General features: G+C 47.9%; 14 protein-coding genes. 8 read left to right on the top strand and 6 right to left on the bottom strand.

Features of this window, described 5'->3' with window-relative positions; translation table 11 throughout:
• Positions 1 to 30: 30 nt before the first annotated feature.
• On the top strand, positions 31 to 1227 hold the full coding sequence (locus J2S36_RS07480) for an exonuclease SbcCD subunit D (protein WP_309957054.1): 1197 nt from the start codon (positions 31 to 33) through the stop codon (positions 1225 to 1227).
• Positions 1224 to 4445, top strand: a complete 3222-nt coding sequence (locus J2S36_RS07475; RefSeq protein WP_309957052.1) for an AAA family ATPase — start codon at positions 1224 to 1226, stop codon at positions 4443 to 4445. The genes J2S36_RS07480 and J2S36_RS07475 overlap by 4 nt, the downstream gene beginning before the upstream one ends.
• Before the next feature lie 17 nt (positions 4446 to 4462).
• On the opposite strand, the gene J2S36_RS07470 is transcribed toward J2S36_RS07475, so the two are convergent.
• The gene (locus tag J2S36_RS07470) at positions 4463 to 4927 is read right to left on the bottom strand and encodes a DUF6912 family protein (RefSeq protein WP_309957050.1); all 465 of its coding nucleotides are present in this window, start codon (positions 4925 to 4927) and stop codon (positions 4463 to 4465) included.
• A 302-nt stretch (positions 4928 to 5229) separates the two neighbouring features.
• Between J2S36_RS07470 and J2S36_RS07465 the strand changes: the two genes are divergently transcribed.
• The 4 genes from J2S36_RS07465 (at position 5230) to J2S36_RS07450 (ending at position 11076) form a co-directional block, all read left to right on the top strand.
• Entirely contained in the window at positions 5230 to 5952 is a 723-nt protein-coding gene (locus J2S36_RS07465) for an Rv3235 family protein (RefSeq protein ID WP_309957048.1), read from the top strand.
• Between the two features lie 155 nt (positions 5953 to 6107).
• Positions 6108 to 8153, top strand: a complete 2046-nt coding sequence (locus J2S36_RS07460; RefSeq protein WP_309957045.1) for an acyltransferase family protein — start codon at positions 6108 to 6110, stop codon at positions 8151 to 8153.
• Positions 8154 to 8432: 279 nt separating this feature from the next.
• Entirely contained in the window at positions 8433 to 9707 is a 1275-nt protein-coding gene (locus J2S36_RS07455; protein ID WP_309957042.1) for an LCP family protein, read from the top strand.
• 19 nt (positions 9708 to 9726) lie between these two features.
• Positions 9727 to 11076: an LCP family protein gene (locus tag J2S36_RS07450; RefSeq protein WP_309957040.1), complete on the top strand. Its 1350-nt coding sequence runs from the start codon at positions 9727 to 9729 to the stop codon at positions 11074 to 11076.
• 98 nt (positions 11077 to 11174) lie between these two features.
• On the opposite strand, the gene J2S36_RS07445 is transcribed toward J2S36_RS07450, so the two are convergent.
• From J2S36_RS07445 to J2S36_RS07435, 3 genes are all read right to left on the bottom strand, one after another.
• Entirely contained in the window at positions 11175 to 12497 is a 1323-nt protein-coding gene (locus J2S36_RS07445) for a sensor histidine kinase (protein ID WP_309957038.1), read from the bottom strand.
• An 82-nt stretch (positions 12498 to 12579) separates the two neighbouring features.
• A complete protein-coding gene (locus J2S36_RS07440; RefSeq protein ID WP_309957036.1) occupies positions 12580 to 13257 on the bottom strand; it encodes a response regulator transcription factor in 678 nt (225 codons plus the stop codon).
• Positions 13258 to 13266: 9 nt separating this feature from the next.
• On the bottom strand, positions 13267 to 14334 hold the full coding sequence (locus tag J2S36_RS07435; RefSeq protein ID WP_309957034.1) for an adenylate/guanylate cyclase domain-containing protein: 1068 nt from the start codon (positions 14332 to 14334) through the stop codon (positions 13267 to 13269).
• A gap of 251 nt (positions 14335 to 14585) precedes the next feature.
• Between J2S36_RS07435 and J2S36_RS07430 the strand changes: the two genes are divergently transcribed.
• Both J2S36_RS07430 and J2S36_RS07425 read left to right on the top strand, forming a co-directional pair.
• A complete protein-coding gene (locus J2S36_RS07430; protein ID WP_309957033.1) occupies positions 14586 to 16253 on the top strand; it encodes a DUF885 domain-containing protein in 1668 nt (555 codons plus the stop codon).
• Positions 16250 to 16981, top strand: coding sequence for a Maf family protein (locus J2S36_RS07425; RefSeq protein ID WP_309957031.1), 732 nt, complete (start codon positions 16250 to 16252; stop codon positions 16979 to 16981). The genes J2S36_RS07430 and J2S36_RS07425 overlap by 4 nt, the downstream gene beginning before the upstream one ends.
• Positions 16982 to 17144: 163 nt before the next feature.
• Here J2S36_RS07425 and J2S36_RS07420 read toward each other — a convergent pair whose 3' ends face one another.
• Both J2S36_RS07420 and J2S36_RS07415 read right to left on the bottom strand, forming a co-directional pair.
• On the bottom strand, positions 17145 to 22535 hold the full coding sequence (locus J2S36_RS07420; RefSeq protein WP_309957029.1) for a glycoside hydrolase family 2 TIM barrel-domain containing protein: 5391 nt from the start codon (positions 22533 to 22535) through the stop codon (positions 17145 to 17147).
• A gap of 334 nt (positions 22536 to 22869) precedes the next feature.
• On the bottom strand, positions 22870 to 24201 hold the full coding sequence (locus J2S36_RS07415) for a citrate synthase (RefSeq protein WP_309957027.1): 1332 nt from the start codon (positions 24199 to 24201) through the stop codon (positions 22870 to 22872).
• Between the last annotated feature and the right edge of the window lie 68 nt (positions 24202 to 24269).

Genomic DNA, 24269 nt, shown 5'->3' with positions numbered 1-24269 from the left:
TTCCATGAGCAGCCCGATACACTTATTCACATGAGAATCCTTCACACATCAGATTGGCATCTTGGACGGAAATTTGCTGAGTATGATCTCACTGAAAGCTTTATCCGCTGGGGTGATTTCTTGGTCGATTTGGCACGCAGCGAAAAAGTAGATGCAGTATTGGTTGCGGGCGATGTCTATGATCGCAGCGTGCCTGGAGTGCAAATGATTGAGCTATTTGAGGATATTTTGTCTCGATTGTTATGTACTGCTCAGGTCGTGATCACCTCTGGTAATCACGATTCAGCTACTCGGCTCGGCTTTGGCGCGCAATTCTTACGCGAAGGTTTATATCTTCAAACCGATTCACGCCGTAGCGGGCAGCCATTACGTTTATGCGATAAAGCTGGAAATCTGGGTGCAATCGTCTACGGGATCCCCTATTTGGATCCCGATGTGGAGCGGATTCGTTTAGCGCCAGATGGCGTGCCACTGGCAAGATCTCACTTTGCAGTATTAACCCAAGCATGCAATTTGATTCAGGAAGATATTCTTCGGAGCACAGATATCCCTGCGCGAGTTCCCCGGATCGCAATGGCACACGCATTTGTGAATGGCAGTGAAAAAAGCGATTCGGAGCTGGATCTGAGCATTGGCGGAGTGGATTCAGTGCCAGCGCAAATTTTCCGGCTCGGCAAGCAATCATCTAGTCCTTTGAATTATGTTGCATTAGGGCATCTGCATGGGCCACAAAAAGTTGGGGCGCATACAGCTCCTTTGATCCGTTATTCAGGCTCTCCGATCCCTTTTTCATTCTCTGAAGAAAATCACCAAAAGAGCACTGTGCTCCTTGATTTCAATGATTCTCAGCCCGTTCATACTGAACTGATTCCACATAATTTCTTCCGTAAATTAAAAACGATTCGGGCAAACGTAGCACAGCTATGCAATTCTCCAGAATTTACGCAGCATGAACAGAAATACGTACGTATTGAGCTCACTGATCTTGAACGTCCACGCGATTTAGTAGCTACATTAAGGCGGAGATTCCCCTATTTGGTAAGCGTATTACAGCTAAAACAACTTTCTCCAAATGCGCAATACACTACGCAGATGCTCAAGCATCAACCTCTTGACGTGATCAATCAATTTTTTGCCGAATCCGGAGGGCGAGATTTGAATTCTGCCGAACTTGCACTAATTCAAGAGATTTGGGAAGAAACCGAGAAGATCGGAACTCAGGAATGATTATCGAAAGCCTACATTTTTCCGGTATTGGCCCGTTTCGTGGCGAATCTAAAATCGATTTCGCAGCGCTGTGTGCCGATGGCTTATTTTTGTTCGACGGTCCGACGGGCAGTGGCAAATCAACATTGATCGACGCAATCACATTCGCTCTTTTTGGCGATGTAGCCGGAAAATCTTCTTCAAATGAACGCATCCGTTCTACTCACAGCGCGCCAGATGCCGAATCCTGGGTTGATTTAGTGTTCACCGTCAGTTCCGGCACGTATCGCGTGCGGCGAACTCCCGCTTGGAATCGTTTGAAGCGAAGCGCACAAAAGCAGCAAAGTAATGCCACTGGAATCCCCAACATTACTTTTGGCGAAAATGATTTTCGAAAAATCAATGAAACAGCCAAATTATGGCGTATCGACCCCGCAGCTAGTACCCGGAAAGATTGGGAAAATGGAAAAATAATTGCCACGCAAGTACGCGAAGTTCGCCCAATTATCGAGGATTTAATTGGCCTGACGAAAGATCAATTTCTCCAAACTGTAGTATTACCTCAAGGGCAGTTTGCGGAGTTCTTACGTCTCAAATCAGCTGAACGTCAACCAATTTTGGAAGCAATTTTTCGCACGAAAAAATATCGTGAATTTACTAATGCTTTAGCGGATCGTGCAAAAGAGAGTTTGCAGCGTATCGCAAATGAAAAACAGACATTTTTCCAGGCGCTGGATACCTGGCTGACGAACCAGGGGCTTCCTGCCAATCACATTACACAGATCAAAGCGCTCAGAGCAGATTTATTTACAGCTCCCAACGATCACATTAACGAGCTGAAATCGACACTGCTGGATGCGATCTTAGCTGCACAGTCAGATCTTGCAAAAGCAGCAAAAGAGTCTGCAGCGATGGCTCAGCAAGCACAGCTTGCTGAAGATGAATGCCGGGCAAAACTCGCTGCCGAAGAGCAGCTTTTTGCGCGGATTGCACAGCGGATTGAACTTGAAGAAAAACTGGCAATTTTGCAAAGTGAGCGCCCCGAGCACGATTCCCGTCTGCAGGCGCTTGCTCTCGCCGCAAAAGCAAGCGTGCCTTTTTCACGCATCACCGATTACAAAACGCAAGCAGCAGAAATTAGAGTCAATGCAAAAACGTTCCAAAATCTGCTGGAAAAATACTTTACTTCAGCAGAAAATGCCAAACTAAAAATTTCACAATCAACTATTACTGAAAATTTTGCGCTCTGCACCGAAATTGGATCTTTGTCTCAAAAACCAGTATTTGAGCTTTCTGCGCTCCAGCTGATTGTAGATAAAGCACAAAAATCACTCAAAGCTTTACTTGAAAATCAGGTAAAACTGCAGCAAAAGATAACTCATTTTGCACAGCTTAAAGAGCTTGAAACAACTACACAAACCACCGCTGATCGCATTACACAGCTCACTGAGCAGCTTGCCAAAATACGTGCAGAGCGCGCAGAAATCGGCAGCGAAATCACACAGATCCCGCTGCAAAAAGCAGCTGCTATGCAAGCACTTGCCGATGCTACAGAGAAAAGTAGCAAACTTCTACAACTGGAAAAAGAGCTTGCCCACTTACTGGAAATATCCAAAGCTTTCACAATTCGCAAAGAAGCAGAAGCAGCACTCGCGATTGCTAATTCACGTCTGCTAAAAGCAGCGCAAAAGCTACACAAAATAAAATCTGAATATCAAGAAACGCTCAGGCGATGGCAAAAATCTTTTGCCGCCGATCTTGCACAAGAATTATCTACCGGCTCAGCGTGCCCAGTTTGCGGAGCAACCGAGCATCCTGCACCAGCCGAATCTACACAGAAAGTATCTGCAGCACAAGTAGAACAAGCGCAAGAAAAACTTGACCGTGCCCATCACGCTTTCAATGATGCCACAGTACAGCAGCAAGCATGTGAAATCACTGTCGCAAAACTATCTGAGCAGACTACAAACTTTGCTGAGCACAAAATCAAAACCGATATTTCAACCACACGTGAAATGATCACTGCCGCACAAAATGCTGAAAGCGAAAAAGCCGCGGCAAACGAAAAAATCACTTTATTATCCAATCAGCTTGCCGATCTGACAACAAAAGATACACAATTGGCGCTTACAGAAAAAGCAGCAGCAACTGAACTCACCCTACTCACTACGCAGGTCACGGCAAATGAAAAAACACTTGCCGCCGCTAAAGATGGCTACCCAACAATCAAAAATGCCTTCGCACAGCTCAAAAAAGTTTTCACGATACTTGATTCTCTGATCGAGATACATCGCTTCTTAAATAATTTACTCGACCAATTGCTACGCTTTACACAATTACTGCACAATGCCCTTGAAATAAGCGAATTTGCAGATATTTCCGCCGTGGAAGCTGCTCAGCTGTCAGCTACACAAGCCCTGGAGCTCACGCGAAAAGTCAAAGCTTATGAAGAAAATCTCCAAAGTACCCAATCATTTTTACAAGACCCCTTAATCACTGCAACAAAAGGTAAAACACCGCCCGATCTTGAAATACGCAAAGCCGAACTCGCAGCGCAGATTGAAAATCGCCAAAGGCTAGCCGCAAAATCTGCAACTACATCCCAATTTGTAAAAGACGCCAAGCTGCTTTATTCCCCGATTCGCAAATCCGCAACAGCTTGGGAACAAATTATCGCAGAAAGTAAAGCAATTATTCATCTCGCTGACCTTGCAACCGCACATAATCGACAAATAAATCGAGTACCTTTAGATATCTGGGTGCTGATGCGCCGCTTTGAAGCAATCGTCACCCGCGCAAATATGCATTTGCAAGAAATTTCAAACGGCCGCTATGAGCTGATTCGCAGCGAAGAAGGCGGTCGCGTAAAGAAAACCGGGCTCGGATTAAGCATTATTGATCGAGATGGATCACAATTAGGAGATATCACTCGTTCTACCACTTCACTATCTGGAGGCGAAACTTTCTACACGTCCCTCGCGCTGGCTCTCGCGCTCGCTGAAATTGTGCAAGAAGAATCAGGCGGAGTCCGTATTGATACACTCATTATTGACGAAGGATTTGGCACATTATCAGCCGGGATTCGCGATCTCGTCTTGCACACGCTCCATGATCTACAGAAGAACGGACGGAAAATCGGTATCGTCTCGCATGTACCAGAGCTAAAACAGCTCATCGCAAATCGCATCGCGATCACCGCAGAAAAATCGGGAGAATCAACGATCCAGGTGATCTGCTGATAACTGCAAAGTAAAAATCAGCGCAACAGCTCACGGGATAATGCCGAGCGCTCAACCGCGTCATACCAAAGCAATTCGATCTCTTCAGTTTCCAGGAACGCAGCTTCATCACCATCAACTGCCCGCCGCACCAAATCAATATTTCCCGGCTCATCCACTAAAAATGACTCAAATTCGTTCACATTAAACGGCTGCACAAGATAAATCCCAGACTCAAGCAAAGCTGCATCATGCTCAGCATCAGCAAGCATGGAATTTTTTACTTCTGCCACCCCTACGATCCGGCGAAAACCCTTTGCACCATCCGCACTCATCTTCCGCAAAGAATCATCAGCTGCTGCAAGCGTAGCTACATACTCTAACCCTTCTGCATCAGCATCAGGGAAAACAGCAGCTAGTTTTTCACTTACATAATGCACAAGACGAGGCGAAATCTCTTCGCTTTGTAAATCACTAACTTCCAGAGGCACAAATATCCGCATATCCCTATGCTAAACGAAAAAGATACCCAAAGCACCCATGCCAGGGCACAAAACATTACTCAAAAGCTGGAAATAACCAGTAGCAAAAGTGAAAAACGTCTCTCTATACTTTCATCAACTTCTTAAAGTAATTGATTCTTAACGCAAAATTTACAGACAATACGCTTTCTTGCTCATCGCCTATCACCGCAAGCTTTCGCAGCCGCAAAACTGCGAAAGCTTCCATCCCCGCAGCTGCCCGCCGAAATAGGCAGGCAGCATCCACTCACCGGCATACACGCGCCACGATTCTAAGGCTTATCATGGTAAAATCCGATCCCGATGCAATAAATGCAGGCTCACTAAACCCAACAGTAGTTCCAAACCGTAACACCATGCGTGAAGAAAAACAGGTCACAAATCCGCCTCCGGCATTCCAACACGAAAATACACCAGAGCTAAAGAAGCTCCACAAAATTGGCAAAGTAACGTATCTGCGAAAGCCGCCACGCACCTTCATCTCAAATCATGTCAGCACTCAAAACCAATGTAAAAACTTACATCTTTCGCCAAATTTTACAGTCAACCCACTGACCAATAACGATATTCCAGAAACACGTTTTGACCGTACCAGTTTTCATTACAATCACCGCAATGACTGGAAATATCATCAAACTTCGCAAAATGATCACGAAACGATGCAAATCGTGCGGATCGCGCCACCAGAAAAACGTTTTATTGGCACAATTGTGTTGCACATTATTGATGTGCTCAATGGTCATCGCCCAGCAAAGCATCTCCAAACTTGGATGACTCCACCTGCATACCAGGCACTGGTACGCAGGTCACGGCTTGGCATGGAACTAGCTGGCGGAGCAGCAAAGTGCACTGCCCCAAAAATACGTCGAGTCCGGATTTTCCAGCCCACCCCTAATGCGGCAGAAGCCGGCGTAGTACTTTACGACGGAAGAAAAGTGCGCGCAGCTGCTCTCCGTTTTGAGGTATGGAAAGGACGCTGGCACATCACTGAAATCGAAGTGATCTAAAGCGTTACGAAATCGCAATCTAACTTTGCGCAGCTTTCAGACTCCGGTATGAGCTGCCCCTATTTGCCGAGTGTTAGTCTGAAAAACGGACACAAACTTGCACTGTAATTATCATTGCGCAAGTAAAAATAAGGCAAAATACCGAGGCAAAGTTCATGGCTCAGCTAAGCGAAGTTTTTACAGCAAAATCGAGAGAATCTGGCTCCACGAATCTTTCAAACGTTTTCACTAATCCGCTCTTTTCCACGCCAACTGCGGAAAAGAGCGGACAGAAATCCGTTGCTCGTCCAAAAATCATCGGTTTGGACGGTTTGCGGGCAATCGCGATGATCTTTGTAGTGCTTTATCATATGTTTCCAGAAACATTCGCGGTAGGTTTCATTGGAGTTGACGTATTTTTCGTTATCTCAGGTTTTTTAATTACTTCTCTGCTTTTGCGTGAAGCTGCAATTCACGGAAAAGTAAAAATCTGCTCCTTCTGGATGCGCCGTCTGCGACGAATCATGCCAGCAGTGATCTTCACTACGATAGTTACCGCCGCATTTGCCACAATACTTGCAGCTCTCGGTCCAAAATCAAGCACAGACGCAACAACCGGCTTACTTTGGCAAATTTCCGGAGCTTTCAGCGGCACCTACAACTGGTTCACGATTGCACATAGTTCATCATATTTCGATGCTACAAATCCGATCCTGCTTACTAATCTCTGGTCATTAGCGATCGAACTACAGTTCTATATTTTCTGGCCGCTTTGCTTATGGGCAATCGTGCGTTTTGTGAAAGATTTGAAAACGCGCTTCGGTTTAGCTGCGGGAATCGCAATAATCAGCGCTGTATGGTACCAGCTATTACTATTTTTCCCCGCAGCAAATCCAACCCGCGCATACGTCGGCACAGATTCACACCTATTTGGATTGATGATTGGCACTTCGCTCGCGCTTGCGCTCCCAGAAATAATGGTGTGTCCCAGAAAAACAGCAAAGACCTATTGGGGATGGATTTCACTTGGAGCGCTCCTGGCACTTCTGATCCTGGTTGCTTTCGCTCCTGATGATACCTGGTTCTACCCCTGGGGCATGGTGCTCGCTGCGCTCCTGACGATGCTGATCATCCGCGGAATTTTGCCTGATAATACTGCGCAGCCAAGCCTCCTGATTGGGATGATCCTGCAAAGTACCCCCTTCACTTGGCTCGGCGTACGCTCTTACGGTATTTATCTTTGGCATTGGCCACTCCTAGTAATTGGCATCTACACCTTACCCATCAGCCGTACGACACTCGCGCTGATCGTGATTCCGTTATCTGTGCTCCTGGCAGATATCTCTTACCGTTTTATTGAACAACCGATCCGCAAAAAAACTTTTCTTGGCTGGTGTAAAGAACGCCTAGCATTTTCACACAAAATATTTGTGACGATATCTGTTTTTGCTACTTTGCTCACCAGTATTGCTTTCTTTGGCGCCGCTACAGCAAGCAATACCACTAGCGCACAGGAAATCGTAGCGAAAGGCGCAGCTCACTTAAATGCCCAAAAATCAGCAAACCAAGATGCTGAGAAGAAATCCCCTTCCGCCCCCACTTCACAGGCAGAGCAGAAACCGGCAACACCGGCAACACCAGAAAAACCAAAAGCTAAATCTGCACCGCCGCAGCACGTTCCCACGGATCCGCCAATTGGCGAACTTGGTGTACAACCGAGAGTTTCTGGAAATGACGTGACGATAATTGGCGATTCCGTCACGCTTGCATCTGCTCCGGCAATTCTTGCACAATTTCCAGGCGCACAGATTGACGCAAGTGTTTCACGTTCTGCCGCTGTTGCCCCAAAAATTTTGCGGAATCTGAAAGCAGCCGGGAATTTGCGTAAATACGTGGTAATTTCCCTGGCAACAAATGCCATCATCAAACCGGAAACTATTGATGAACTGCTCCAAATTGCTGGTGCAGCGCATAAATTCGTATTTGTGACGGGTTTTGCTCCCAAATACGCTACCTGGGTGCCAATCGCCAATGAACATATTAAACAAGCTGCAACAGAACACCCACAGGAAATTGCAGTCGCAGATTGGGCAGCAATCGCACCAAATCATCTTGCAGAATTTGCTGGCGATAAAATCCACCCTGGAGAAAACGCAGCCCGCTACTATGCAAATGAAATCGCACGTGCGCTCAACAGTTTCAGCTCCGAAAACTCTCATTAAAGACGAATTCACAATGAGGCGGAGAAAACACACTGATCAACCTAAATCTCCCGGAAGCTTTGACACTCTAATCCTGCAAGCCCAAATTCAGATAGTTTCGCCGCACGCTGATCTATGATAACTTCCCCAATAATGTACCAAAACTGATTTATAATTTTGAAGCAGTATCCGAAGCCGAATCTTTCACTTGATATTCATTTACAAAAGCACAATGCGTATCAAGCATTGATCCGCTTCCGAAGATTTGCCGAAAACCGAAACAGAAACGGACCTTGATAAATGAGCAAGACTTCTGAATCAGGGCTGAAGCCCACTCCACATGCCACGGCTGCAATGCATCAGCGCACAAAATCAGCCTGGCATTCGATTTGGCGTGTGCTGCTCGCTGCATTACTTGCCGTTTTTCTCTTTTTCAGCTCCGCTTTCGCCACCGCATACTATAAGCTGCAAAATAGTATCAAACAGCACGATATCAGCGATCTGTTCACTACCAAGCGTCCTGAGCCTGCTATCCCACTTGATCAAAAAGCTGGGCAGCCATTAAATATCCTCATTCTCGGCTCGGATACACGTACCGGACTAGCCGGTTACGAAAACTCTCATATTACTGGGATGCGCTCGGATACCACGATGCTCGTGCACATATCAGCAGATCGTACCCGCGTAGATGTCGTCTCAATCCCCCGCGATACGCTCGTTGATATCCCGTCCTGCGCACTACCAAACGGGAAGCGCACAAACGCTAAATCCGACACAATGTTTAATTCCGCATTTACCATTGGCGGCAGTACCGGCGATGTTTCTGCAGCAGCAACTTGTACCCTGCAGACGGTCGAGCAACTTTCCGGAGTGCTCATTGATGGTTTCGTAGTAGTAAACTTCAATTCTTTCCGCGACGTGGTCAACACTATTGGCGGCGTAGAAATGTGTTTCAACCGGAATATCCGCGATCCAAAAGCTGCGCTTGAAATTTCAGCTGGCTGCCATACGCTCGATGGCGATCAGGCACTTGGCTTTGCGCGGGCGCGTTATTCTGTGGGTGATGGTTCAGATCTTTCCCGCATCGGAAGGCAACAAGAATTGGTCAGCAAAATTGCTGATAAAATTTTCAGCTTAAATATCTTCACCAGCATTCCACAGCTCTACCAACTCGTCTCCAGCGTCACCAAGAATCTTGATACTTCTGCTGGATTAGGGAATATTGACTGGCTTGCTGGATTAATGTACTCACTGCGCAATCTGAGCTCACAGAATATCAATTTTGTGACGATGCCTTATACGACTGATGCAGTTGATCGCAACCGTGTCCGCCCGTTACCCCAGGCTGAACAAGTGTGGGAAGCTTTACGTACCGACACAAAAATTCCAGATTCTGCATTGCTCCCAAAGAATCCCTTTGAAGATAAAGTAACGGTAAACCCAAATCCGGATCCGCAGACCCCTGAATCAAATAATTCGCGTCCTGCTGCTCCAGGTGCAGATCAGAATTCAGGCAATCCAAAAACTAATTCCAATACTTCAAGTAGCCCAGCCGGCTCCTCTGCCCAAAATTGAGAAGAGCAAGCAGATAAATATGGATCACGAATCACCAATTCCATCTTATGCACCAAAGCACCACACCCCACGCCCGAATGCCAATGGCGCGAAACGCGTGGGGAAAGGTCCGCTGCCAGCATCACATTCCGGCACCCTAAATCAGCAGCAAAGCGAATTAAAATCCAGCAAATCTGCAATGCCGCCCGTCTTTCGCCCAAGCGCGCAAAATACTTCGCACTCCGCCATATCCGCTGATTCACACCACTCAAGGAAGCATTCACACAGCGCAAACCCCGACGCATCCGCGCAGATTCCAGCTGCCCCGATTTTCTTACCACAGCAAACAGCTGCGACTGCAGAAAACCATCACCAAGTATTGAGTTCGCCTTCAGACGCTGCAGCAGCTGAAGTTTTACGCCCGCGGAATCTTCGTCGGAAGATCAAACTCACGCTTACCGTCTTTGCCACGATCATCTTGCTTACCGTAATATCCATCGCCGGTTGGGGATATCATCTCTACAACTACGGTACTGATCGAATGCACAAAATCGCAGCACTCTCTGGTGCTCCCGATACTCCTGGTACCACATATCTGATTGCGGGATCGGATCAACGGCATGGTGCCGAGGCCAAAGAAATATCAGGAAAGCGATCCGATACGATCATGCTCCTGCATCTGCCAGAAAGCGGCACTCCGGCGCTGATCTCTCTCCCGCGTGATACTTACGTCAAAATTCCAGGGCATGGCGGCAAAAAAATCAATGCCGCATTCGCACTCGGTGGCGCACCGCTTCTTGTCAAAACGGTTGAGCAACTCTCTGGTTTGACCATCGACCATTATGTCGAAATTGGGATGGACGGAGTAATTGCGCTTACTGATGCAGTGGGTGGGATCAACCTTTGCTACGACCATGATGCCGCAGATCAATACTCTGGGCTGATTTGGACGGCAGGCTGCCACGATGTCGATGGAAAGACGGCACTAGCTTTTTCGCGTATGCGCTACCAAGACCCGCAAGGTGATATTGGGCGCGCAAAGCGTCAGCGCCAGGTAGTCTCGAAAATTTTGGCAAAGGCCGTCTCGAAAGAAACTTTCCTTAATCCAGCACGGCAAAAACGGCTGGTTGGTGCAGGAGCAGAAATTCTCACTGTCGATCAGTCGGATTCGCTTTGGGATGTGGGAATGTCTGCGTTTGCGCTAAAGGATGCCACAAGCAAAGGTGGCGTAACGGGCACACCACCAATTTCCAGTCTGAATTATCATGCGGCAGGTATTGGCGGCTCAGCAGTATTACTTGATCAATCTTTGCTCGCAGCTTTCTGGGAAGATTTCCGCAATGGTACGCTTAGCCCAGATAAATACGAAACGATTCACGCCAGCGAATAAGTTAGCTTGTTTCAGGTAGCCTAAACCTTAATCTGCGGCTGCCCTTACGGAGCAAATTCGGATCTGAATACCCGCACTACTGCTCAGTATTCGCGGATTTAACGCCGATGCCGCCGTGCACCAACTGTGTATGCCGCGCCTTGTGGCATTAATCTTGATGGATCAAAAGAAGCTGGCATCGAACGCATCGTGAGGGTAAATTCAGCTTCTTCCCGATTCGTCAGCTCTAGCCTTCCACCGATATTCTCTGCGAGTTCTTTCGCTACCGGCAAGCCGATTCCGCTGGAGCCGCCAGCCGATACGCCACGCATAAAAATCAGCGGCGCCAATTCTGCAGAGATCCCCTGCCCTTCATCTTTTACTCGAATCACGATCATTGATGCCGATTTTGTGGCGCGCACACTCGTCAAACCAGCTCCATATTTTAAGGAATTTTCAATTAGCGTAGCTAAAATTTGTGCCAGGGAACTGGCAGTGGCAAGAACGATCGCATCCGTCTCGATCATGAATTTGATTTTTCTTCCTGCGTGCGCAAATGTGCGCTCCCATTCATCTTTCTGCTGATGGAAAATATCGTCAATTGACAGTGCTTCATTATTTCCATGAGCGGCCTTTTTCGCATTCGCCATCAGCTCATTGATCACGCCGCCTAAACGTTCAATTTGTTCCAGCCCAATTTCAGCTTCCCGCGCGATTTGCGGATCTTCAGCCAAGTATTGGATTTCTTCCAGCCGCATACTCAAAGCCGTCAGCGGAGTACGTAATTGATGCGCTGCTGCTGCCGCGAATTGCCGCTCTGCCGCGATGCGCCCGGCTAGTCTGTCCGCAGTTCGTTCAAGCTCCTGATTTACTAAATCAATTTCTTCGATCCCTGACGGTTTCACTTTTGGACGCACCTGCGCTGCACCAAGTTGCTCTGCTGAAGCAGCCAGATAAATCAAAGGAGCTGAGATCCGCCGAGATTGCCGTAATGCTACAAGCACTCCAATCCCAAAAGCAGCGAATATAAGTAGCGTGGCGAAGCATCCAAAGCCAATCATTGTCTGCGTCATTTTCCCAGCATCAAGCCATACTTTCACATCGCCACCGTCTGGTAAAGCATCGGTAGCAGTAATTGTATTTGCTGGATCAACTGGTTTTTTCCCCGCAGCGACAACGGCGCCATCGGGTAAATGACATTCAATATAAAGCGGTTCCGAATCGCTCAAATACTGGTATCCAGCAAGTACTTGACTCGTCACCGGCTGATCAAGCTCCACTCTTCGGGAAATCACTGTGGCAATTGCTGACGTACGCGCCATTACACGCTGTTCCGCACTCCCCTGAATATTCAAAATCCCCAGGATAATCAGCGGAATACCCAAAAAAATGACGGCCACTGCCACTGATAATGACACCATTTGGATTGCACGCCGACGCATCGATGCGTCACCTCTATTTCACTATTGAGATCTAAACTGCTCGCATTGACCAATAATTTGGAACTGAAAAGGCATCTGAATTTTACGCTTCAAAGCGAAAACCCATTCCACGTACGGTAGAAATATAGTGCGGATCGTTTACATCATCCCCCAGCTTCCGCCGGAGCCATGAAATATGCATATCGAGCTTCTTCGTGGATTCGTCAACAGTGCTTCCCCAAACTGCACGCATCAAATCTTCGCGAGAAACTACTGCCCCTGCGTGGCGCAACAAATGTGCAAGCAAATCAAACTCTTTGGCAGTAAGTTGCAGTTCTTTATTTTCCACATAGGCACGATGCGCTTCAATATCCAAACGTACATTTTGCGCACGAATTTCTCCGTTCGCATTTGGATTAGCAATATTTCTCCGCAAGAGCGCACGTACCCGAGCCAACAGCTCAGCTAAGCGAAATGGTTTCGTAACATAATCATCTGCGCCAGCATCGAGCCCCACCACCATATCTACTTCTTCTGCCCGCGCAGTAAGAATCAAAATTGGGAACTCTTTTCCATCACTTCGCGCTTTTCGTGCCACATCTAAGCCGTCCATATCCGGCAAACCAAGATCCAACACTACCAAATCGATTGCTTCATGCATTTTTGCAAGCGCATCCACTCCGGTATGAACTGGCACAACTTCGTACCCTTCACGGCTCAACGCACGCACAAGTGGTTCGGAAATAGCCGCATCATCTTCCACAAGCAATACTTTTGTCATACCACAACTTTACTCAGATTTTACTTCACGTCGCAATACTTGCACCTGCGCTGCCTCGATATTGCCAATCCCCTGCAGCTCCGGTATCTCATAAGGCGAAATCTCAAAAGCGTCAGGATCAAGGCTGCGCAGTTTTCGCGCTGTTTCATAATCCACCAAAATCCCATTTAACGGCGCAACATTACAAAGTCTTGATGCAAGATTTACTTTCGGACCAAATACATCACCAAAACGCGAGACTACTCCTCCCCAGACAAGCGATGCACGCACATCTGGCATATACGGATTCTCACGGAGCGATTCAACGATCCCATCAACCGAAGCGATTCCCGTGGCAATATCGTCCGCAATGTAAAGTACTGCATCACCTACCATCTTCACCACCCGCGCACCGTGCGTCGAAATCACATCACGGCATGTAAATTCAAATGTCTGAATAAAATCCACGAGCGCATGTGGTGAAAGTTCACCGGAGCGATGTGTAAAAGACACTAAATCCACAAAACCAAGTGCCCGCTTCAAGGGCATTTGCCCTTGCGTGCCGTCAAGCTGCTGATCAAGCTCAGTTTCCGAACGGCGCAGTAGCGCAGCCAGATGCCGGCGCCAAGCATACTTCATTTGGTAAGTTAAAAACTCTTCGTATTGGTCGATTTTATCGAGCAGCATATAGCGTGCCGAAATTTCGTCAATCCCATAACGCCCTTCAAATTCTTCAACGAGCGCCTCGTGCTGCCATAAGACCATCCTGTCTGCGAGATGTGATTGTGCCCGGATCAGCGAATTTAACGTATCAAAATCAGCCAAACCATCTTCCCGCATCTGAAAATGGGCGCGGATCACGTCGAGATCATAATCTGTGAACAGTTTTTTATCAGGATTCACGATTCCTGGAAATCCCATTGATCGCCAGAAACGACGAATCGAATCCGTGCTACACCCCAATACTTCTGCTGCCTGTTTCAAGCTACACTTCGCCGCACCACCAAGGAGCCGCACCACATGGTTTTCTACCGTGGTCGGCTGTATTCTTTGCCGCGGTTCTCGCGGCGTTTCCTGGGAGTTGGCTAATTCTGACATGTATTTTTTGCTCCATTAACGCAACGCAAACCACAATCGTTTTACAGCTCGCGTGCGGAAAAGATAAGTTCCTCGGATGCTCGCACAATAACCACCTATTGTGCGTTGAATCACAGAGATAAATATAGCAGTATTTTTCAAATCTCGAAACCGAAAACTGTATTTTTTACGAAATTTGCAAATATTCTCAATTTGCCCCAACTCGCTGTGCAAAATAGCGAAAATCAAATATTGGCCGATAACCTGGATACATGACGCAAAGAGCACAAACACAAATCGATAAATTAGCTGACGACTACTTCCAATATTGCCTCAACACAAGCCCTGAGCTGGTGAGCGCCATCGGCATGCCCGGTGCAAGCGAAACGGAATTCGACGACAACTCCCCACAAGCCCTTGCCGCGAAAGCCGAAACGCAACGCGAATATCTACACAAATTACATACTCTGCCGACTCAAGACGAGATTGATCGCGTAACGGCGAACGCCTTACGACAAACACTTTCAATCGAGATCGAATTACACGATTTAGACGAATACGGAGATTTGAATAATCTCGCTACACCACTGCAAAGCATCGGCGATATCTTCGACAATATGCCCCAGGAAACAGCAGCTGATTGGGAAGTTATCAGCACGCGTCTGGGAAACGCCGCAAATGCACTTCGCAACTGGCAAAAGACGCTCTTACTGCGCGCCCAGAAAGGTGCCCCCATCGCTGCGCGGCAAGTAGCTATTTGCATCGCGCAAGCAAAGCGATATGCAGGAGAAAATTCCCCATTCATTGCGCTTAGCGAAACCGGCTGCAAAAGTAATCCGCAGCTCGGCGAGAAAATTATCACAAATGCCACCAGCGCACGAGCCGCCTACGCGCAATTAGCAACTTTTTTGCAAAACGAAATTGCCCCGCATGCTGTTGCACGCGATGCTATCGGTCGTGAACGTTATGAACTACGTTCCTACCAATTCTTAGGAGCTGCCATCGACTTCGATGAAACATACGCATGGGCAGAATCCGAACTCGCACGAATCGATGCAGCACAAAAGCAGATTGCCGCTCACCTGTACGGTCCTGGCGTGAGCATAAAAGAAGCAATGGAAAAGCTAAATACCGATCCGGCACGAATGATTCACGGCACAGCAGCATTAAAAGCATGGATGCAGGAAACCTCTGACGCAGCTCTCGACGCACTTACCGGAACACATTTTGAGATCCCTTCACAACTACGCAAACTTGAATGTATGATCGCCCCGTCTAGCTCCGGAGGGATTTATTACACTGGCCCAACTGACGATTTCACGCGTGCAGGAAGAATGTGGTGGTCCGTACCTGAGGGCACCGATACTTTCACCACCTGGCAGGAAAAAACTACGGTCTATCACGAAGGTGTACCTGGGCACCATTTACAGATCGGCTTCACTACGCTGCAACAAAATCAGCTCAATAATTGGCGCCGTCATGGCTCATGGGTTTCCGGGCATGGCGAAGGCTGGGCGTTATATGCAGAGGGATTGATGGCAGAGCTCGGATTTATGGATGAGCCAGGAGATAAAATGGGGGTGCTTGATTCTGAGCGTCTCCGTACTGCACGAGTAATGCTGGATATTGGCGTGCACCTGGAAAAGGAAGCGCCAACACAGTATCAGCATATTTCACGTACCTGGAATCGTGATGTTGCCTGGCAGTTCCTACGCGATAATGTTGCCATGGATGACGCCTTTTTGCTGTTTGAACTAAATCGTTATCTCGGCTGGCCAGGTCAGGCACCGTCATACAAGATCGGGCATCGAATTTGGCAGGAGCTGCGCACAGAAGCAGAGCTCAAAAAGGGCGCAAATTTTGATCTGAAAGACTGGCATATGCAGGCTCTTGCACTTGGATCCGTCGGACTTGATGTGATGCGGGAGGCTTTACAATGAAACTCCTTCTCGCCTCTGCATCTCCCGCACGCCGGCAAACACTGATCAATGCTGGGATCACCCCGCTTGTTGCAATTTCACATGTCCCTGAAGCGGAACTACTGGCAAAGCTCAAAGCAACTGATCCCGATGTTTCTCCCGCAGCTCAGGTACAGCTGCTGGCTACTGCAAAAGCGCATGATATTGCGCAGAATTTAGCGCATTTAGAATTTCCCGCTGCCAGCACGCCGGCAATATTCAATGATCATAACGCGAATCCTGGTGCCGATACTGCAAATACAAATCATGAAAGCCTCACTGCGATAACCAAAATATCTGGATCTTTGCCAGTGATAGTTGGTTGTGATTCAATGTTTGCCTTCGCTGGTGAAGTAGTAGGCAAACCGCACACTCCGGAGATTGCCCGTGCCCGGCTACGAAAAATGCGGGGGAATTTTGGCGATCTTTACACTGGGCATTGTGTGATCGATCCGCTTACTGGGCGTGAAAGTACTGGCGTATCGGTTGCTCGGGTTTATATTGGGCAGATGAGCGATCGCGAAATCGATACTTATCTTGATTCTGGCGAGCCATTAAAAGTAGCTGGCTCATTTACAATTGACGGCTACGGCGGGCCTTTTGTAGAAAAAATCGAAGGTGACCATCATGGTGTAGTTGGGATTTCACTGCCGCTCCTGCGTAAGCTGCTGGCAGATTTAAATTTCCAAATCACAGATTTCTGGAATTGAAATTTGGTGTCAGCCAGACTGGATCAGATCCGTTTATTTTTTTGTGCGTCTGCATTTCCGCTCTGCTCCGCTGTAGCACCTGATCCGATAAATTGTGGGGCGAGTTTTTTGATTTCTCGCCCCACAATTAACAGCAACTATTTACTTTCGCTGGTAAGTACTCTCACTTTTCACGACGGCGTATGACCATCATTCCAGCAGCTCCCAGCACTCCAGCCAGCACAACTAAGCCGAAGATTCCCGCGCCCGTCTTGGCAAGATTTATCCCTCGGGAAGCGCTTGCTGCAAAGCGATCAGTAAGGCTTCGAGCTGTTGGTTTCGGCTGAGCAGCGGCTACTTTGCGGTGCGCTTGCGCAGTAGCAGTACCCGAATTTACATTCGGATCTGCACCTGCTCCAGTTTCCGATCCACTATTAGCTTCAGTGCTGCTATCATGATTCGATGCATCAGATCCATTGCCTTCACCCGGCTCAGAATCGGTAGTCGAATCACCGGGATCAGGAGCACCGCTTGTGCCATCACCTGTGGCATCAGAAATTGCCTGATCTTGCAAGATCGCTTCTGCGCCCACAAGTGATTGCACCGCTGTAAGTACATCTTCTTGGGTTGCATCAGCCCGATCCAGCACTGCCTGTGCAGATGCAATTGCGGCTTTGAAAGCTGCCACAGATTCAGGAGTCTTTCCGTCCGTTGAAACTTTCGTAAGTTGCGCTAAACGATTTGCAAGTTCCTGCTTCGCTACTTGCGATTTTGGCGGTACCACCTTGATCACATATTGGGCAGTGAGCGTACCTTTATGCGTATTTATTCCCGTCACTTTCACCATTGCTGTGCCTGCTTGCGCATCGCCAGTGTAGCTCAGCCGATAGTTTACTCCTTCGATCAGCTGATTCCCGTTTTTATCAGCTACCGTCACTTTTTCTGGGCGTGCAAGATGCTCCGCATCCACTTTCTCCACCAGCACTTCGCTTGGTTCTGGATTCACCGTATATCCGCGTGCTGCATCTGCAAGATCAATCACTGGCTTAGCTTCACGTAAGCGAAGTTCTGCGGCACTCACAAAAAGGTTCGGACGGGTATCACTAGCAGTTGCCTTTGGCACCAGCTTCACGTAACGCACAGTACGCACCTGCTCAAATTGTGCAATCTGCCATTGATGATTATCAGCCCAAGTACCGCTTGCGACTTTCGTAAATTCTGTATCAGGCGGTAAGACTGCCGCAGTATCTCCAGCTGCACGCGCTGTTGGCGAAAAATTGCTTACAAATACATCGTATTCAGTAATCGTGCCATTATTGCCATCTGCTCGTGGCAGGTAGCGCAATGCTGCAATATCTCGCGGCTGATCAAGGATCAGCATTGCCCAGCCTTTTTCAGCAAATTTTGCGGTGTTCCCATTGATTGGATTCTGATTCCCCCAAGGAGTATGCCATACCGTCTTTGGATTATTATCGAGCGCACTCTCCTTCGAGTTATTTCCGCTTGCAGCAGCTTCACTACCGACCACAATCTTCATTTCTTTCGGAGCGATATCGCGAGCAGCATCATCAGCAGCAAGTGGCTGATCTTGCCCAAGCAAAATCTGGAAAATTTTACGCATTTGCTGATTTTCAGATTCGACGATCACTCGCACTATCCCTGCATATGCTGGAAGTTCAGTGACGGCAGAATTGTCTTTTGCTGTGGCTTTTAGCTGCACTACTTTTTCTGCTGGCGTGACGAATTTCCAGGCTGCGAGCGCCGAAACTGGCACAGCGGCATGATTTACCTGCAATGATTCCAGTCCAGCAGTTTCGTTTGCGCTTACGGCAATAGTTTGCGCACCTTTCAGCAATACTTCCGAAATTCCGATACACGGTTTACGGTTCGCAAGGTCTTGTGCTGAATTAGTTAGCTCGATCTTCACGAAAGTTGCCGTCACTGGTTTTGCCAACTTGTAAGTGTAGGGTTTCACATTCGTCGATTCGGTGCCGATCGTCTCTGTAGCTTCCACCGGTGTCCATGGACCAGATTCAGTTTCGCTGACATAGAACTTTGTAGCTCCCGCAGCCGGATATCGTGCCGCCCAGGAATCGCGGTAAAAATATACCCCAAATTCGGCAAAACGCTGCTGTGTCGCATAAGCGAAAATAATATGAGATTTTGTTTCTCCGTCTTGTGAGATCGTGTAGTTCGTCCAGACATTCGGGTTTTTACCGCCTCCGGTATATGCAGGGGCAGCGGTTTTTCCGTCATTGATCGCGGCAAGCGTATCGTCTTGTTTTCCTTCCGGCACACTTTGCGTTACTTTCAATGCTGCTGAAGCAAGATTCTTCCCTACAGTTACCTGCTCATTTTCCACCCGGATCGTGGCTTTTACTGGCAATTCTTTCCCAAATACGGTTGCAGTACCAGCAATTTCGAGCAGCCCGGGAGCATTATATTGATCTGCCTTCGGCTCTTCCCAACGCACCGGGAAGGTCGTGGCGAGTACTTCCCCATTTGGCAAAACGGCTGGACGGGCGGCTGGCAATGTATGTGGATTCCCAACAGATGTCACAGCTGAATAATTCAACACCGCTCCAATGCTGTTTAGCATCGTCACATTTACGCTGATTTCATCACCAAGCGAGGTGCGACCTTTGACGATGAAGCTTCCGGCTTGCGTGATTTGCGCTGCAGCAATTTCTGCCCATGCAACACTAGCTTCGCGCGTCTGACCATCTTTCATGATTGCATCAATCTGCGCTGGTAATTTCGGCTGCTCGCCCAACTGCACATAATAGTTGCGCGGATAACGGTAGGCATCAACTCCATCAGCATCTGCCGTCCCAACCTGCTTGGTACTCACTACTACCGTCTGAGATTCGAGTCCTTGTGCGCTCACCGTCACCTGGCATTCGCCCGGAATGTTTGTAGCCTGCAAAATTCCCAACACTTTACCGGCAAAAGCTTTCCGCTCAGTTGCCAGGAATGAAGTGTGATCAGCATGCTCGCCATTATCCGTACCCACGATCCGGCATTGACCTTGCGTCGCAAATTTGACGATATGCTCTGCATTCGGCACTGGCACATTGTGCTCATCAGTGATCGTAACGTCGATATAGGCGAGATCTTCACCGTCAGCTTTGATCTGCGGACGGTCAAGATGCACTGCTAGTTTCTTCGCTGTACCAGCAGTTTGCACAATATTCCGGCCAAGCGTATTTTCCAGCTTCACACCTTGCGCATCATACCCGACAGCTTCCAGCTTTCCGTCTTGATATGGCACTTGCCAGGTGAGATAAAGGTTCTGATGCGGTGCGGATTGTTTCTCGGGGCCGGTATATATTTGATATTTGAATCCACCCGGAGTGGTTTTTTCGGTGAAACTTTTCTCGCCGATTTTTTGCCGGGTACCGCCAGTTGGGGTGAAGTAAAGTTCCACCCGATGTGCATCTGTGTAAACCACTACCGGCACGTTACCCTGCCCTTGATTTACAACTACATCTGAATTCCATGCCGGAAGAAGATGCAATGTATGCGCCTTTTCGTTCCATTGGCTCTGGTAGAGATAGTATGAATCCTTCGGGAAACCTGCAGTATCGATAATGCCAAAGTAAGAATTCTTTGGTGCGGGCCATCCGCCTTTTGCTCCAGCATCGGTACCATTCCAGGGAGTTGGTTCGCCGATATAATCAAAACCCGTCCAGACGAATTCGCCAGCCACAAAATCGCGAGTGATCACGTCATACCACGCTTCGGAGGCAAAATGCCCCCAGTTCACTTTCTTCTGGTCATAAGCAGTCAGGCGCCTCCGGTGCTTTGGGCTTTCATTATTGACCGAATCATATACTCCGCGGCTATTGATTGCGGATGCCGTCTCTGAGCCATAAATTTTCCATTGCGGATGCTCGCGGTGAAGCGTATCGAACTGTGTACCATTAGCATAGTTTGTACCGACGAGCCCGCTGCTGCCAGCTGTTTTCGCTTCGGTTACAAGATTCTCCATTGCTTGTACCGAATTATAAGATTTGCTTTTCAGCATATTATCGCCACGCGTGAGTGGTCGAGTTTGATCAATTGCGGCTGCCCATTGAATCAAATTACGCTGCGCAGATCCGTAAACTCGCACGAGATCCCCATAGCCTGCACCTTCATTGATCTCATTTCCTAAAGACCACATGATCACACTTGGCGCGTTGTAATCGCGCCGCAAAGTAGCTTCCACATCAAAACGTGCCCAAGTGCTGCCGGCAGTCACATTTTCAAGTTTCGTATCCGCTGGCACTTGCTGATTAAAGAAACGGGCATAGTCATGATGATTACCGTTCTTTGCCACATGCCAACCATCAAAAATTTCTTCAACGATCAACATCCCTTTTTCGTCAGCAAGTTGAATCAAATCACGCGAAGCCGGATTGTGGGTCACTCGGATCGCGTTTGCACCCATTTCTTGTAGAATCTCAATTTGCCGTTCGATTGCACGTCGATATGCTTTTGCACCAAGCGCACCTTGATCGTGGTGCATTGAGACGCCCTTCAGTTTCATTTTTTCGCCGTTTAATGCAAAACCTGTATCTGCCAGGAATTCGATCTTGCGAAAACCCGTCGTCGTCTCAACAGTATCGACTACTTTGCCGTCTCTGGTTACTTCAGTTTTCACAATATAAAGCGACGGATTAGAAAGATTCCATAGTTTTGGCGAATCAACTGCCAGAGCCACACTTTTCGTAGCTTTCGCACCCGGCGCCAGACGCTGCTCAGCTTCGGCTTCCCCGATCTTTCTCCCATCTGACTTTGCGTGCACAGTGTGCTTTAGCGTCACATTCGCATCCACTGCACTTTCATTTTCAATGGCAGTCTCAATTTGCAGATTTAAGGTGCCCGAACCTGTGTACGTATCAATATTCTTGGCTGTAACTTTCACGCCGTCATGGCTTAGGTGTATCGGATCGGTGATCACTAAATCTACATCGCGATATATTCCAGACCCCGAATACCAGCGGCTTGAGGGAGTTTGATGATTTACCCGTACTGCGAGGATATTATCTGCTCCATATTTCACCGCATCAGTAGCATCCACCGAAAAAGGAGTGTAGCCATAGGGATGGGTGGCAAGCTGGATCCCATTGAGATAAATCGTGGCATCCATATAAATCCCGTCAAAATTCAGGTTGATTCGTTTTCCTGCAAGCTCAGCAGGCACTGGTAACACTTTCCGATACCAGCCGATCCCGCCCGGCAAATATCCGCTTTCAGCTTCACCAGTTTGGGTATAATCCCGTTCAATACTGTAATCATGCGGCAGATCGACATTCCGCCAGGCGGAGTCATCAAATTGCGGATTTTGTGCGCCGCTTTGCTCCCCCAAGATAAATTTCCAATCCGAATTTATCGTCTGTTGGCGTTTAGTGGTATCGATCGTACCTACTTTTACATTTTCTGGATTTGAAACCATTTGCGTTGAAGTTTGCAAATTTGTGTACTCCGTCCCTTGAGCTACGGGTGTAATCCCAAATACGCCAACTACACCAGCACTAACAGCTGCAAGCATCCGTTTGCCAGATTTTTTCTGCGGGAAAAATCCCATCATTATTCTCCTTCACACGCCTTCGTGTTTATTTAGCAGCACTTCTTGATGCTCAATTACTGATTTGCTGCTGCTTCTTGATGCAAGAATCGAATTTCTTTTGGAACACCATTGGCAAAGCTTGAATCTAATTTTGTGCGCAGCAAACGCCTTGCACAAGGAGCAGAGATCACACCGATGAAATCTCATTGCCACAAGCAATCTCAAATACTGCCTGATGCAGAGGATAACAAAAACTCACTCCATTTTGCCACTTTGACCCCAAAAACAATTCACAGAGCTGCGCTTTTACGCAATTCTGCAGCAAATATCAGAGTGTGCAGTGCAAAATATTCTCTTATACGATCCCGTCCGCGAGGTCGGAGAAACGACGATTTTGTGTCTCACGTTCATTCATTGGCACCCAATTCCGCTCAGGTGCGCCAATATAAACTTGCCGCGGACGCCCAATCTTCTGCTCTGGGTCAAGAATCAGCTCATGATATTGCGCAATCCATCCTGGCAAGCGCCCTAATGCGAAAAGCGGAGTAAACATTTGCGTTGGGAAACCCATCGCTTTGTAAATCAAGCCAGTGTAGAAATCAACATTTGGATACAAGTTTCGCTGCACAAAATAATCGTCGCTTAAAGCAAATTGCTCCAGCTCGCGTGCCATATCGAAAAGCTCTGAATCTCCGCCAAGCTGATCGAGAACTTCATCCGCAAGCTCTTTCACGATTGTGGCACGCGGATCGTAGTTTTTATAGACACGATGCCCAAAGCCCATTAGTTTCACCGAATTTTGCTTATCTTTTACCTGGTCTACGAAATCAGATATTTGCAGCCCCTGCTCTCGAATCGAGCTCAGCATATTCAGCACGGCTTCATTCGCACCCCCATGCAATGGCCCAGAAAGAGCTCCTACTCCTGCTGCTACCGATGCATAAATACTGGCATGGGAAGAACCCACTAGCCGCACTGTAGAGGTGGAGCAATTCTGTTCATGATCCGCATGTAGGATGAAGAGCTTATCGAGTGCATTCACGATAGTCGGATCCACATCATGGTTTTGATATGGCAGTGCGAAGGTCATGCGGAGAAAATCTTCGGTATACGATTTCGAAGAATCTGGATAGAGCAGCGGCAAACCAGTCGCCCGCTTGGACGCATAGGCAATCATCGTCGGTACTTTTGCTAAAAGCAAGACGGACGCTAAATCGCGCTGTGCAGAATCATGCGGATCGAGAGTGTCTTCGTAGTATGTCCCCAGGCCAGCGATTCCTGCCTGCAAAATTGACATCGGGTGACCATGCGAGGGAAATGCAGTGAAGAATGAACGGAAGTCCTCATGCAGCAGCGTATGCCGTTTGATTCGATGCACGAAAGCAGCTAACGAATTTGCATCGGGTAAACGTCCATAGATCAAAAGATAGGCTACTTCAAGGAAAGAACAATGCTTTGCGAGTTGCTCAATCGGATAACCACGGTACCGCAAGATCCCATTCCCGCCGTCAATGTACGTGATTTTAGATGCACATGAGGCGGTATTCGTAAAACCGGGATCGATAGTGACGGTGCCAGTGGTTTGTAATAGGTTGTTTATTTTGAAACCGTCGTTTCCTGCAGTAGCGTTTATTCGCTGCAGTTCAAGCTCATTGCCATCAATTGTGATTTTTGCATTAGAAGCCATTAGCTTGCCCTTCTCTTGAGCACTGGATCTCTCAAGCACTGGATCTCAGCGACTGCTTTGTCACCAGA

It is taken from the genome of Arcanobacterium hippocoleae (assembly GCF_031456295.1).
GTDB classification, from domain to species: domain Bacteria; phylum Actinomycetota; class Actinomycetes; order Actinomycetales; family Actinomycetaceae; genus Arcanobacterium_A; species Arcanobacterium_A hippocoleae.
This window is presented reverse-complemented; position numbering and strand designations above follow the sequence as displayed.

Coding starts and splice junctions, on each gene's coding strand:
- J2S36_RS07480 (WP_309957054.1), top strand. CDS start 31: ATGAGAATCCTTCACACATCAGATTGGCATCTTGGACGGAAATTTGCT.
- J2S36_RS07475 (WP_309957052.1), top strand. CDS start 1,224: ATGATTATCGAAAGCCTACATTTTTCCGGTATTGGCCCGTTTCGTGGC.
- J2S36_RS07470 (WP_309957050.1), bottom strand. CDS start 4,927: ATGCGGATATTTGTGCCTCTGGAAGTTAGTGATTTACAAAGCGAAGAG.
- J2S36_RS07465 (WP_309957048.1), top strand. CDS start 5,230: ATGGTAAAATCCGATCCCGATGCAATAAATGCAGGCTCACTAAACCCA.
- J2S36_RS07460 (WP_309957045.1), top strand. CDS start 6,108: ATGGCTCAGCTAAGCGAAGTTTTTACAGCAAAATCGAGAGAATCTGGC.
- J2S36_RS07455 (WP_309957042.1), top strand. CDS start 8,433: ATGAGCAAGACTTCTGAATCAGGGCTGAAGCCCACTCCACATGCCACG.
- J2S36_RS07450 (WP_309957040.1), top strand. CDS start 9,727: ATGGATCACGAATCACCAATTCCATCTTATGCACCAAAGCACCACACC.
- J2S36_RS07445 (WP_309957038.1), bottom strand. CDS start 12,497: ATGCGTCGGCGTGCAATCCAAATGGTGTCATTATCAGTGGCAGTGGCC.
- J2S36_RS07440 (WP_309957036.1), bottom strand. CDS start 13,257: ATGACAAAAGTATTGCTTGTGGAAGATGATGCGGCTATTTCCGAACCA.
- J2S36_RS07435 (WP_309957034.1), bottom strand. CDS start 14,334: ATGTCAGAATTAGCCAACTCCCAGGAAACGCCGCGAGAACCGCGGCAA.
- J2S36_RS07430 (WP_309957033.1), top strand. CDS start 14,586: ATGACGCAAAGAGCACAAACACAAATCGATAAATTAGCTGACGACTAC.
- J2S36_RS07425 (WP_309957031.1), top strand. CDS start 16,250: ATGAAACTCCTTCTCGCCTCTGCATCTCCCGCACGCCGGCAAACACTG.
- J2S36_RS07420 (WP_309957029.1), bottom strand. CDS start 22,535: ATGATGGGATTTTTCCCGCAGAAAAAATCTGGCAAACGGATGCTTGCA.
- J2S36_RS07415 (WP_309957027.1), bottom strand. CDS start 24,201: ATGGCTTCTAATGCAAAAATCACAATTGATGGCAATGAGCTTGAACTG.